The sequence below is a fragment of the Cognatundibacterium oligocarboniphilum genome (genome assembly GCF_013377855.1).
Classification (GTDB): domain Bacteria; phylum Pseudomonadota; class Gammaproteobacteria; order Burkholderiales; family Burkholderiaceae_D; genus Undibacterium; species Undibacterium oligocarboniphilum.
In genome coordinates, this window is sequence record NZ_JABXYJ010000003.1 from 162,924 (window position 1) to 176,140 (window position 13,217).

Sequence of the window (13,217 nt, forward strand, 5' to 3'; positions counted from 1 at the left end):
TTATATAGCATGGATGTTTCACCAGATAAAAACATCCTATACCAGATTTTAATGACCGTCTGCCAGAAAAGTGAGGGCGACAAACCATCGGCCACACATTAAATAAACGACAATATTCAAGCCCGGTACAAGCAGGTAAAATGCCGTATGCAAAATTTTAGTGACGACGTTCACGTCCAGAGCGGCGAAGACCTGGCTCTGCAGACGTATTTCAAAACTGGTATTTCCCCCGATGACGTTGCCGCCGTTTCTCCCTTAAAGCGCGCCCAGCCTGTCGTGCAGGCATTCACTGCGCTGTTTCACGGCGGATTTAACGGCGTGTTGCTGCGTCTCCTGGTGCTGCGCGAACTGGCGTCCGATGTCGAATCGCCGGCGGTCAGCCGCGCCGATATCAACGCCAAGCTGGGTTATCTGGAGCCGGATGCGCTGGAAACTGTGCTGTCGCGCCTGCGCTCCACCGGCCTGCTGGTATGGGACGCAAGCCAGTCGGTCTACCGCATTACGCCGACTGCCCGCAATGTACTGGCGGCACTCGAATCACTGATTCATACCGAACAGAATCAGGATCAGGCCGAAATGAGCTATATGCTGACGCAGGTCGCCGGTGCGCAGGCAGTCGGCGGCGTTTCAGTCGAACAACTGCATCACCTGCTGGGCCGCCTGATTGAACTGACCGAAGAATTTTCCGATGCGATTGCCTCCGGCTCCGAATTCCAATTGCGGACAGCCCAGAAAAAATGGCACACCGCCTGCGACTGGGTGGAGAAAGGTTCGCAGATTATCCACGCCATCACCCACGACGAGCGCGCCGATGCCGCCACGCATCGCGCCGCGCAGGCGATTGGCCGCGCTCAGAGCGCCCTGTTGAATATGCAGGGGATGTTCTCGCGGGCGCTGAACCAGATTGAGCGGCAACGCGTGCATCTGGGGCAATCCGGCCTGTCCACTACCGACATCAAAACCTGGCTGCTGCAAAAAGACGATCTGGCCGCGCTGGCTGACGGTGCGCTGGCGCAACCGGTGACTCCGCTGTTCATCACCCCGTCTGAAATGATCGACGTTGCAGAAAGCGAATTGCTGAGCCATCGCATCTCCGCCGTCGCTGGCGCGCTGCCGGCGGGTGAAAATGCGGTCGCCGTCGCCAATGACGACAGCGACGCCCTGCATGAGCTGGATCACTGGCTGGGATTGCTGAGCCGCTCTGACGCCCGCACCAAACCGCTGGCCCTGCAGGATATCCTGCTGCCAGCCAGTTTTGCGATCGCCTCTTATCGTGCATCAATGCTGCCGCTGCTGGGGGACGCCAATGAATCTGCCTTGCAAGGCGCCACCGCGACACTGGCACGGCTGCCGTTGGAATTTCATTCCAAAGACAAAATGCAAAAACTCAATGATCCGCATGTCGCGGCGATTTCCGTCGCCAGCCTGACTGCAGCAGCCGTTGCCCCCGACACCGCGGACCACAATGCCGACGATGCAACGGCACACCGGGAACCCATCAGAGACACACCATGACTGAAGATGCACAAATCCTGATTGCGCGCCTGCTCGCGCATCAAACCCTGCGCCGTGATGACAAACTGGTTAAACGCGCCTTGTCGGATGAATTATTCCGTGCCGATCTCGACGGGCGTCTGAAAGCCTGCGGTATGAAATTTATCGACAATGTGTATGCCGATTACGTGACGCTGGCGCTCACCCGCGACAGCGAAGCCAAAGTATTCGGCACCCGCGAAACCTGGCAGAACAATAATGTCGGCCTCGCTCGCGATGGCGTTGCGCTGCTGGTGGTGTTGTGGTCGCTGATCATCCTGCCTAAACGCGAACGCCAGGAAGCGCATCAGCTGGCCGAAGAAGACCAGAACGATATGTTCGGCAAAGAAAAACCTCTGCCGCGCGCGGAAGATACCTCGATCGGCATTTCATACCGTGCGCTGCTGGCCGATTTCGGCGACAAGCTCGGCAAAAAAACCCGCATGGACATGAATCTCGGCCAGCTCGCCCGTATCGGCTTTATCGAACGCAAGGGCGACCTGATCTGCGAAGGTCCGCTGCTCGATCTGCTGATGGATACCGACACCCTGAAAGACCGCATCATCAACGGCGCACTGTCCGATATTTTCCAGATTCCGGCAACCCGCACGCCGGCGGTACTCGGCATGCCCGTTGCAGATGAATCGGTTGCGCCGGATACGACAGACTCTACGGAAGATCAATAAGCCCCATGTTTCATATCAAATCTCTCGAACTCGTCCATTGGGATTACTGGCAGCGGATTAAAAATATTCCGCTTGACGCCAAGATCATCACCATTGCCGGACAAAACGGCTCCGGTAAAACCACGTTGCTCGATGCGCTGCGTACCTTGTTCGGACTTGAATGCTCGATGGGGCGTTCTTACAAACACTATGCCCGCCATTCCGGACAGCAGACCGCCTGGATCAGGGCAGTGGTCGATAACAGCGCGGTCGGCCCGCAGATTTCTAATCGCCCATTCCGCATGTCCGGTCTGTACGAAGATGAAGTCACGCTGTTCTGCAAAATTGAAAAGAACGGCGGCGACTGGAAACGCCAATACCTGATGCGCGGCGGTAAAACCGAGATTGAAGAAGTGCTGGAAGCCAGCGACTGGCTGGGTGTGGAAAGTTACCGCAAACGCTTATCTCATGCCGGTCTGTCGAACGCCATGGGCAAAGTGCTGGCACTGGAACAGGGTGAAACCGACAAGCTGTGCGAATACGCGCCGCGTCAGCTGCTCGATCTGGTATTTCAGGTATTCGGCGACAAGGAAGTGCTGGACGCGTATGACGATGCCAAACGCCATCAGCACGATACCGAAATAGAACTGCAGCGTTTTGAAACCGAACTCGAAGCAGCCAAAACCAATCTGGAAGGTCTGCGTCTGAAGGTGGCAAACTACCACCAGTACGAAAGTCTGGGCAGGGAAAAACGCGACCTGCAGGAAGAAATCCTGCCGACGCTGCAATACCATGAAGCACTGGAAAAAGCCGCTGCCACCAGTCAGGCACTGCGCGCCTCACGCCGCTTTCTGAAAACCCAGGACCAGGCTCTTTCGGAACGCAGGCAGCAACTTGCGCAGCAGGCGCAACTGGTGACAGAAGCCCGGGAAGCCGAAACCGCACTGGAAGCGGAAGAATTCACCCTGCGTGAAAAACTGCAGCAAATCAATGCCAAATTAAAGCCGCAGGAAAGCCTGCTCGAACAAAAAGCGCGACTGCAAAAGCTGGCCGCGGAAGTCGATGCCGATGTCGCCAACATTGCCGACGATCTGGAGAAAAAAGAAGCCGAACTCTCACGGTTGAAACTTGATCGCGACAGCCTGAGCCAGCGTATTGCCGCAGAGATGGATACCATCGCCGCATTGCAGGGCAAATCTTCACTGCCCGACCCGGAAAACGTCCGCCTGATGCGGCGTGCACTGAACGATGCCGGCATTGCCCACTGCATGCTGACCGATATCGTCGAAGTCACCGATTCGCAATGGCAGGGAGCGGTCGAAGGCGTTCTGCGCGGCTATACCTCGGTGATTCTGCTCGATAAAGCCAGCGACGCCAGCGCCGCCTACCGCATCGGTGAAAAGCAGAAATATAGCCACTTCATCGTACCGGAGCGCGTCAGTGCACCGTTGGTCCGGGACAAGAGTCTGCTGTCGGTGGTGAATTTCACAGCACAGGCACCGGGCTGGCTGATTGAACAATTGCAGCGCATCGACACCGTACCTTCTGTTGAAGCCGGTATGAAATTACCCAGATCGCAGGAATGGATTACTCCCGATGCCTACCATTTTGAACGTCGCGGCGGCCGCTCTTTATTCGTCGAGGTATCGCGCTACCGCTTCGGCAACGCCGGACGTACCCAGCGCCTGGAAGCCTTGCTGAAATCGCTGCCGCGCCTGCAATCACAAGAAGACGTGCTGACCATGAATATCAGCAAACTGGCAGGTGAAATCAGCAGTTACAAAGCGCGTCTGGCCGGCGTTGATGCCGCCAAGGAACTGAGCGCCCGTCATGCCGAATTTGAAGAAGCCAGCCGCAATATCCAACCGCTGAAACAACAGCGCATCGAAACCGGCAGCCGGCTGGGAGAGCTGGCGCCATTACTGAAAGCAGCGACTGAGCAACGCTCCGTCACGCACCTCAAATGGGAACAGGCAAAAGCCGCGATTGCCGATGCAGAATCACAATCGCGCAGCCTGGAAAAACGCCATGCAGAAGAACGCAAGGTGCAGTTTGAAACCCTGCGCACCATGCGCGATACCTGGCATAACCTGCCGCCGCAATGGAAACGGACTTCACATCGTCAGGAACTGGTGGCTGAACATGAAAATGTGCATCAGGTCGAATTACGCATCCGCAGCCTCGCCAATAATCTGGCCCGCGACGACTGGGAAACCGATGCCACCGTGGTCGATCAATACATGCGACTCAATACGCTGCTGCAGGGTCGGCAAGCAGAAACCGATGAACGTCGCTATCAGAATAACCGCGCCATCGAAGCCACCATCAATGCCCGCGCTGCCTACATGGACAGACTGCGCTACACCATCAAGGCCTACAGTAAAAATATTAAACAGCTCGGCGAGCTGGCGGGCATCGAGGTGCATACCGATCCGGTCAAGCTGGAAAACGACGATATACAACTGTCCCAGGCCGGCCTGCATGTGCGCTTCAAATTCGACGGCAAAGGTCCGATCGGCATGAACGACGGCGAAGCCTCCGGCGGACAGCAGGTGATGAAATCGCTGATCCTGCTGATCGGTTTATTGAAATCGGAAGACGGCTCAGGCGGCTTTGTATTCATCGACGAACCGTTCGCCCATCTGGATATCCGCAATATTCAGCTGGTCGGTGAATTTCTGAAAAACACCGATGCCCAGTACCTGATGACCACACCGCTGACGCACAATACTGATGTCTATGACCCGTCGGAACTGACGCTGATCACCAGTAAAAAGAAAAAAGACACCGAATGGGCGCAACCGATTTTTGTATTGCAGAGGAAGCAAACTAAAGAGGCCCGCTAATATTCTGCATCTTTCTGCTGCGCTTATCCTGTCGTTATCGGATCAGGGTCAAGCGCAGCAAAATCTGACAAACGCTATCAGTCGCACGACGGGATCACTAAGCCGCGCTGTACTGCCGGTCTTTGCAGAAATTGCTCCAGCACACGCTGTACTTCGGGAAAATCCGAAAACCCGACCAGATCACCCGCCTCGTAAAAACCCGTCAGGTTTCTGACCCACGGAAAAGTCGCGATGTCGGCAATACTGTATTCGCTGCCGCACAGCCACTGGCGGTCGCGCAGATGCTGGTTGAGCACATTCAGCAGACGCTTTGACTCATTCACATAACGCTCCAGCGGACGTTTGTCTTCATACATCCTGCCGGCGAATTTGTGAAAGAAACCGACCTGACCAAACATGGGGCCGATGCCGCCCATCTGAAACATCAGCCACTGCAGCGCCTGATAACGCAATGCCGGATCGACCGGTAAAAACTGGCCGGATTTCTCTGCCAGATAAATCAGGATCGCGCCCGATTCAAACAATGACAGTGGTTGGTGTCCGGGGCCGTCCGGGTCAATGATGGCAGGGATTTTATTATTCGGATTCAGCGATAAAAACTCGGCAGACAACTGGTCATCCGTATTGAAATCAATCAGATGCGCTTCATAGGGCAGACCGGTTTCCTCCAGCATGACCGAGACTTTCACACCATTCGGGGTAGGCAGAGAATACAGCTGGATGCGCTCCGGATGGCGGGCAGGCCATTTGTTTGTGACTGGAAAAGCGGAGAGAATGCTCATGCAACACCTCATAGAAAAAATGGTGAGGCGACGATAGCATAATTTCTGCAGGGCCGATGGCATTGCATTGATCGCCTCCCGTAACATTGCCATACAACGATGCAGCGGACTCGGTGTTATGATTTTCGCTTTCGTCGGCACCGGTATTCCTCATGTCTGCCAGCACAACCATTGAAGCATCCCGTGTGAAACAATATCTGCCATGGGTGGTCGCTACGGCGCTATTCATGGAGCAGCTCGACTCCACCATTATCAACACCGCAGTGCCTTCGATGGCAGCCAGTCTGGCCGTCAATCCGCTGAGTCTCAAAGCAGTGGTCACCAGTTATATCCTGAGTCTGGCAGTCGGCATTCCGGTCAGCGGCTGGATTGCCGACCGCTTCGGCACCCGGCGCGTGTTCAGCATCGCGGTGGCTGTCTTTACGCTGTCATCCGTCATGTGTGGACTATCCATCAACTTATCGATGCTGGTGGTCGCACGCATCCTGCAAGGGCTGGGGGCTGCGATGATGATGCCGGTCGGACGCCTGACCATTGTCAGGACATTTCCGAAGTCCGAATTGCTGGCTGCCATGAATTTCGTGATTATTCCTGCGCTGATCGGCCCCTTGTTAGGGCCGACGGTGGGTGGGCTGATCGTCCACTGGGTGTCATGGCGGGCGATTTTTTTCATCAATGTGCCGGTCGGCCTGATTGCCCAATACCTGATTCACCGGCATATGCCGGACTACCATGGCGACCAGCCGCGGCCACTCGATCTGCGCGGTCTGGTGCTGTTCGGCAGCGGTGCCGCGTTGCTGTCCTGGCTGCTGGAAATTTTTGACGAACACACGATTTCGCTGCAGCTGACGGCGATACTGTTTCTGCTGGCTTTTCTGCTACTCGGCGGCTACGTACTGCATTCACAGCGCACCAGTTTTCCGCTACTGAATCTGAACCTGTTTCGGGTGCGCACTTTCCGTGTCAGCGTGGTCGGCGGCTTCGTCACCCGGCTTGGTATGGGCGGTATGCCCTTCCTGCTGCCGCTGTTGTATCAGCTGGGACTCGGCCTGCCCGCATGGCAGTCCGGCATGCTGATGATGCCCTCGGCAGCAGCGGCCATGGGCATGAAGCTGATTGCAGCCAGAGTGTTGCAGCGCTTCGGCTACAAGCAGGTGTTGATTATTAATACCCTGATGATCGGCCTGACGATTTTCACTTTTTCCCTGATTACACCGGCTACGCCGGTATATCTGATCGTGGCGCTCGGACTTGCCCAGGGTTTATTCAATTCTCTGCAGTTCACCAGTATGAATTCAATGGCCTATGCCGATATCCCGCCAGCGGATTCCAGCATGGCCAGCACCATCGCCAGCACCCTGCAACAGATGTCGATGAGCTTTGGCCTGGCCTGCGGCTCACTGGTCACCGCCTGGTTTTTGAGCGGTCTGCCGCAATCGGATCAACTGGCAGTGACCTCGGCACTGCATCATGCGTTTCTGACGCTCGGCGTCATGACGCTGATTTCTTCTCTCAGTTTCTGGAGCCTGAAATCGAAAGACGGTGAAAGCGTTTCCAAAGGTACGCAATAAATCCATCGTTATCTCATTAGTGCGTCATTCACCAGAAAAGAATTTAGATACCATGGACAGATGATTGCTGAGACAGCACAGTCAAACTAAAAAGGAGCCGTGCGGCTCCTTTTATTTGTTCCTGCTGAATTCCGGCGCAGTCTCACATGCTGTTGTGCGTATGGATATGCAGGCGCTGCTGCTCTGCCTCCATTTTTTCCTGACAAGCGATGCAGCGTTCTGCGGTCGGCTCGGCCTCGAGGCGGGCAAAGGGAATCAGCACTCCGCATTCCTGGCAAATATCGGCAATGTTTTCCGCCAGACGCGCCTGTGCTCTCTGCAGCGCCTGCCATTCCTCATGCTGATGCAGATATTGCGCCATCGTGTCATGGCTGATGACATCATTGGTCACGGAGTCACCTTCGCCGGCACCGGCGTCCAGCTTGCCCGGATTATGGTGGCGCAAGTCCTCCTCAATCTGCTGCTTCATCTGCTCCAGCCGTTTTTTCAGATTTTCCTGCTGTGCATTGCTGAGACTCATATCGGCTCCTTAAAATGAAGATCACAGATCCAGATTACTCCGCCAACCCGGATGAACTTTGATTCACCGCAATCTCGCTGCTGGATGGTTGATTCAGAAAAAAACTGTACAGGACAGCTGCCTACCGATTGTGCATCAGTATATCCCGATGCTATTTTTAAATTCAAATCCTGTTTTACGGGTTAATCATACTGAGGTAAAACAGGCGGCCGAGCTCGCCATGACAAGTTATGACAGAAATCTGAAATAAGCCTGAATGAGAAAAAACCGCATGCTGTTGTCATGCGGCTTTTTTGTTTTTCCAGCCCATACCGACGATATCGGCAAAACCGCTCAGGATGTGCGATAGTTATTCTGCATCTTGTAACTTCTGGCATACAGCGCAAACAGCAAGGCTGCCAGCAGCGCAAATCCGGCAAAAAAGAACATCTGGAATGCCGTCACACTGATACCGGTTGTTTTAATCTGTGCCGTGACGGCGTCGCTCTTGACGCTGGAATTCGCCAGCAACACCCACAGATTACCGATCGTCACCGACAGATTCCAGAAGCTCATGATCACGCCCTTCATCGCCAGCGGCGCCTGGCTGTATGCAAATTCCAGCCCGGTTGCCGATACCAGCACTTCACCAAAAGTCAGCAAGGCATAAGGCAGAATCTGCCAGGTAATCGTCAGCGCATCACCATGATCAATCGCCAGCTGCATGAAGCCGACGACAATCCATGCCAGTCCGGAAAAGGCGATTCCCAGTCCCATCCGGCGCAACGCGGTCAGCTCAATCCCGATCCGTTTCAGCAAGGGAAACAACACCAGATTATTAAACGGAATCAACAGCATCACCAGCATCGGATTCAGCGCCTGCATCTGAGCTGACTGAAACCAGGAAGGTTTCGTCATCAAATCCGCCTGCAATACCCAGGTCGATGCTTTCTGATCAAACAGCGACCAGAAAGGCGTCACCAGCGCAAACACCACCAGTACCCGCAACACGGCACGCACGCCGTCCACCGCCTCATCCGGATGTGCGCTGCGGGCGCGCTCCAGCTGCATCCACGATCCCATGCCGCCGCAACCCAGCACCATCACCAGCGCCAGACACAGTGCCGCCACGATACCGATTTGCGGAATCAGGAACAGGCTTCCACCTGCTAACACCAGACCCAGCACGGCTACATAAAAGCCGTTTCTGTCCTGCCCCGGCGTCGCGCTGCTGAGCGCCGTACGAACGACATTCAGGAAAGAATGCGGATCTTTCGGTGCCAGCGGCACATAAACATATCTGACGCGGCCAGACCAGAACACAATCGTTGCGATCAGCATCAGCAGACCCGGAATACCGAAAGCGACACTGGCGCCAAACTGCTTCAGGAAAACCGGCATCAGCAAGGACGCGAAAAAGGAACCGAAATTGATGATCCAGTAAAAACCGTCAAACACTTTCTGCGCCAGACTGCGGTTACTCTGGTCAAACTGGTCGCCGACAAAAGATGCTACCAGCGGCTTGATGCCGCCGGAACCCAATGCAATCAAAAATAAACCGGTAAAAAAACCATTACGGCTATTCTCAAAAATCGCGAGACAGGCATGACCCGCGCAGTAGACCAGACTCAGCCAGAACACGGTATTGTATTTACCGAAAAAACGGTCGGCGATCCAGCCGCCCAGCAAAGGAAAGAAATACACGCCAATCACAAAAGTATGGAAAATCTCTTTCGCCATGCCTGCACGCAGTTGCTCAGGCATAGACAGCAACAGACTGGTAATCAGGAACGGTGTCAGGATATTGCGCATCCCGTAAAAGCTGAAACGTTCGCAGCCTTCGTTGGCAATGATGTACGGAATCTGCCGTGGCATCTTCGCCTGTGCTGGCTGTCCGGCTTCTTGAGTCATGAGTCTCTCCAGTTCAATTGTTGTTGTGATTAAAATGAATAAACGGCCCGGATAAAGGCCGTTATGAATGGAAATCATCGTTTGTAACGGTTTGTCACAGAACGCTCATCGCAGTATCCTGATTTGAAACCGGCAAGTCAAGCATACCCCGTCCACCGTTTGTTGCAGCGACTCTCCGGCCGGTTTCTGGCATCTGCCGGAGAACGCTGGCGCAGGCATCAGCGGCGTTTTGAGCGCAGCCAACCAGCGAAACGGAAGGGCAGGCGGAACAGGAAGCGAATCAACAATAAAGTAAGTATCGCCTCTGCGAACGTCAACACAAATGCAATCACCGTATTCCAGCGGGCGTCACGCCGGTGGAATTTGGCCTTCATCCTGTCATAGTTGATTTCTATGCTGTCGTAGAAAGTCGGTACCACCAGCAGCGTCAGCAAAGTTGACGTCACCGTTCCGCCAATGATGGCAATAGCCAGCGGGCGATAAAACTCACCGCCCTCACCCAAGCCGATCGCCACCGGCAACATACCGGCGATCAGTGCAAACGTAGTCATCAAGATAGGACGCAGGCGCTTGCGACCTGCATACATCAGCGCATCCTCCCGGTCAAAGCCTTCGCGTTCGCGTTCACGGGCGCAGTCAAGCAGCAGGATCGCATTCTTGGCGACCAGCCCCATGAGCATAATGATGCCGATAAAACTCATCAGATTCAGCGTGCCATGTGTCAGTAACAGCGCCAGCACCACACCGATCAGACTCAGCGGCAACGACAACATGACGGCCACCGGTGCCGTGAATGAGCCGAACTGCATGACCAGAATCAGATACATCAGCCCGATTCCCATCACCAATGCAATCGCCATTTCCGAAAACAGCTCTTTCTGCGAACGTGCAGCACCACCGAGTTCCAGTGCATAACCGGTCGGGAAATTGATCGACTTCGCCAGCGCCAACGCATCGGAAGTGACTTCACCGGAAGATCGTCCCTGCGCATTGGCAGACACCGCAATCATGCGCTTGCCATCAAAGTGCTGAATCTGTGACGGCCCTTTGCCCATCGTGATTCTGGCGATCTGTTCCAACGGCACCATTTTATCGCTGCCGGTCACCGAAATCGGCAGACGTTCGATGTTTTCCAGATTGACCCGATCTTCCGGCTGCAAGCGAACCGCTACATCACGGGCTTCGCCGGTCGGATCTACCCAGTCACCCACTTCAACACCGGCGAATGCCACCCGCAACGCCTGCGCCGCATCATTGACGGAAATGCCGAGTGAATTCGCCAAACCCCGGTCCATCTCGATCTGGAGTTCATCTTTCGGCTCCTGTTCCGACAAGCCGACATCGACTGCACCCGGGACTTTCCTGAGTTTTTCCATGAAATCATTGGCGATCTCCAGCAGCTTGCGGGCATCCGGCCCGGAGAACTGAATCTGCACCGGCTTGCCGCCACCATTATTCAGATCGTCCTGCACCACATATTCGGCACCGATGATTTGCGCCACCAGTTGTCGTAGTTCGACCGCAATTTCTGCCGCAGAACGCTTGCGCTCGGTACTCTTGCCGATATCCACGTACACCCTACCACCACTCAGGTTAACGGTGCTGTTGGTTGCCTTGGTTTCGGATATGGTACGCGCCAGTTCTGCCGCTTTCTCGACTTTCAGCCGCGAATATTCGAGACTGGAACTCGATGGCGTACGGACATTCACCAACAGAGAGCCGTTATCCGCCGCCGGTAAAAAACTCGAACCGCCCAGCGTTGCGTGTAAAACGAGCGCACCGACAAAAGACGCACCGGCAATCACTGCCATCCAGACCCGGTGATGCAGCGCCCACGCAATCACGTGACCATAGCGGTCGGATTGATGATCAAACCAGGTATTGAATTTTGCCAGCCAACGGCTGATACCTTTTTTCGGCTGCTCATGATGACCCGGCGGATCGCCCCAATAGGCCGACAACATCGGGTCCAGTGTGAAGGAGATGAACAAACTCACCAGCACCGAGCTGGCGACTGTCAATGCAAACGGACGGAACCATTCCCCCGAAATACCAGGCATGAATGCCACCGGAATAAACACAGCAATAATCGAAAACGTGGTAGCCGCCACTGCCAGACCGATTTCCCTGGTGCCATTGCTCGCAGCCGTTTTACGGTCAACGCCCATTTCCATGTGACGGACAATATTCTCACGTACCACGATCGCATCATCAATCAGCACACCGATGGCCAGCGACAGGCCGAGCAGCGTCATGAAATTCAGTGTAAAACCGGATAACCAGATTGCGATAAAAGCAGCCACCACCGAAGTCGGCAGGCTCAGCGCCGTAATCAGGGTCGAGCGCCACGAGTTCAGGAACACATACACCACAAAAATCGTCAGCACCGCACCGAAAATCAAAGATTCGATGACGTTATCCAGGCTGCTCTCCGCATCTTTTCCGCCATCCTGGGTGATTTCCATGGTCGTGCCGGCCGGCAGCGTTTTATTAATTTCCGCCACCATCGTGCGCACCCGGTTTGCCACCGAAACCGTGCTGGCATCGCGTGAACGGGTAATGGAAATCCCGACGTTCGGATGGCCGTTGCGCATACTGAAACCGCTGATTTCAGCAAAACCATCTGCCGTATCCGCGACCTGTGCAAGGCGGATCACTTCATTGCCGCGCCGCTTGATGACGATGGCCTTGAATTCTTCCGGCGACTCAATCCGTCCGATCAGACGAATGCTTTGTTCATTCAGCGGGCCTTTGACCTTGCCAACCGGCGCCGTGGTGTTCTGGTTTTTCAGCGCAGTCACCACCTCTGCCACAGAAACATTGTATTCACGCAGCTTCTGCGCACTCAGCAGCACACTGAGTTCCCGTTTCAGTGAACCGTTCACACTCACGGTCGCCACCCCATCGATGTTACGGAATTTATCCGAAAATTCATCTTCAGCTTTGCGCGAAATTTCAGCATGCGTCAGCGTGCTGGAAGATAGCGCAATCTGCATGATCGGTTGTGCCGACGGGTCTACCCGCTGCAGCACCGGTTCGCGCATTTCCACCGGTAATTTATAGCGGACAGCAGCAATCGCATTCCTGACCTCATCCGAGGCCTCAACCATATTTTTGTTGAAATTAAAAAAAATGACGATACTGGCACTGCCCTCATAAGCCGTGGAACTGAGTTTATCCACACCGGAAATGCTTTGCAGGGATTTCTCGATGCGGTTGATAATTTCCCGTTCCACGGTTTCCGGCGACGCTCCCGGATATGGCACGCTGACGACCAGCAAAGGCTGATCGACATCGGGAATCTGATTCACCTTGAGTTTTTTAAGCGCCAGCAAACCCAGAGCCATGAGCGCTATGATAATCACGATCATCGCAATCGGACGCTTGATACTGAAATCGGAAAGGAACAT

At 54.7% G+C, this 13,217-nt stretch carries 8 protein-coding genes; 4 read left to right on the forward strand and 4 right to left on the reverse strand.

What is annotated here, in order from left to right; all coding sequences use genetic code 11:
- Nucleotides 1-147: 147 nt before the first annotated feature.
- Genes HV832_RS06065 through HV832_RS06075 form a run of 3 tightly spaced genes read left to right on the forward strand, consistent with a single transcriptional unit; the run spans nt 148 to nt 5,044 of the window.
- Complete coding sequence (locus tag HV832_RS06065) at nt 148-1,515, forward strand: hypothetical protein (RefSeq protein ID WP_176802664.1); 1,368 nt, start codon at nt 148-150, stop codon at nt 1,513-1,515.
- Entirely contained in the window at nt 1,512-2,219 is a 708-nt protein-coding gene (locus tag HV832_RS06070; RefSeq protein WP_176802665.1) for a hypothetical protein, read from the forward strand. The genes HV832_RS06065 and HV832_RS06070 overlap by 4 nt, the downstream gene beginning before the upstream one ends.
- A gap of 5 nt (nt 2,220-2,224) precedes the next feature.
- The gene (locus HV832_RS06075) at nt 2,225-5,044 is read left to right on the forward strand and encodes an ATP-binding protein (protein ID WP_176802666.1); all 2,820 of its coding nucleotides are present in this window, start codon (nt 2,225-2,227) and stop codon (nt 5,042-5,044) included.
- A gap of 77 nt (nt 5,045-5,121) precedes the next feature.
- Here the strand turns inward: HV832_RS06075 and HV832_RS06080 are convergent, their stop codons facing one another.
- Nucleotides 5,122-5,826, reverse strand: a complete 705-nt coding sequence (locus HV832_RS06080; RefSeq protein WP_176802667.1) for a glutathione S-transferase N-terminal domain-containing protein — start codon at nt 5,824-5,826, stop codon at nt 5,122-5,124.
- A 152-nt stretch (nt 5,827-5,978) separates the two neighbouring features.
- Between HV832_RS06080 and HV832_RS06085 the strand changes: the two genes are divergently transcribed.
- Entirely contained in the window at nt 5,979-7,397 is a 1,419-nt protein-coding gene (locus HV832_RS06085; protein WP_176802668.1) for a DHA2 family efflux MFS transporter permease subunit, read from the forward strand.
- A 142-nt stretch (nt 7,398-7,539) separates the two neighbouring features.
- Here HV832_RS06085 and HV832_RS06090 read toward each other — a convergent pair whose 3' ends face one another.
- From HV832_RS06090 to HV832_RS06100, 3 genes are all read right to left on the reverse strand, one after another.
- Nucleotides 7,540-7,917, reverse strand: coding sequence for a TraR/DksA family transcriptional regulator (locus HV832_RS06090; protein WP_176802669.1), 378 nt, complete (start codon nt 7,915-7,917; stop codon nt 7,540-7,542).
- 333 nt (nt 7,918-8,250) lie between these two features.
- Nucleotides 8,251-9,807: a POT-type proton-dependent oligopeptide transporter gene (locus HV832_RS06095; RefSeq protein ID WP_176802670.1), complete on the reverse strand. Its 1,557-nt coding sequence runs from the start codon at nt 9,805-9,807 to the stop codon at nt 8,251-8,253.
- 218 nt (nt 9,808-10,025) lie between these two features.
- Nucleotides 10,026-13,217 carry an efflux RND transporter permease subunit gene (locus tag HV832_RS06100; RefSeq protein ID WP_176802671.1) on the reverse strand — a complete coding sequence of 1,064 codons (3,192 nt, stop codon included), beginning with the start codon at nt 13,215-13,217 and terminating at the stop codon, nt 10,026-10,028.

Excerpts from the sequence above, each read along its gene's own strand:
- HV832_RS06090 (WP_176802669.1), bottom strand. The coding sequence starts at position 7,917 with ATGAGTCTCAGCAATGCACAGCAGGAAAATCTGAAAAAACGGCTGGAG.
- HV832_RS06085 (WP_176802668.1), top strand. The coding sequence starts at position 5,979 with ATGTCTGCCAGCACAACCATTGAAGCATCCCGTGTGAAACAATATCTG.
- HV832_RS06070 (WP_176802665.1), top strand. The coding sequence starts at position 1,512 with ATGACTGAAGATGCACAAATCCTGATTGCGCGCCTGCTCGCGCATCAA.
- HV832_RS06095 (WP_176802670.1), bottom strand. The coding sequence starts at position 9,807 with ATGACTCAAGAAGCCGGACAGCCAGCACAGGCGAAGATGCCACGGCAG.
- HV832_RS06065 (WP_176802664.1), top strand. The coding sequence starts at position 148 with ATGCAAAATTTTAGTGACGACGTTCACGTCCAGAGCGGCGAAGACCTG.
- HV832_RS06075 (WP_176802666.1), top strand. The coding sequence starts at position 2,225 with ATGTTTCATATCAAATCTCTCGAACTCGTCCATTGGGATTACTGGCAG.
- HV832_RS06100 (WP_176802671.1), bottom strand. The coding sequence starts at position 13,217 with ATGTTCCTTTCCGATTTCAGTATCAAGCGTCCGATTGCGATGATCGTG.
- HV832_RS06080 (WP_176802667.1), bottom strand. The coding sequence starts at position 5,826 with ATGAGCATTCTCTCCGCTTTTCCAGTCACAAACAAATGGCCTGCCCGC.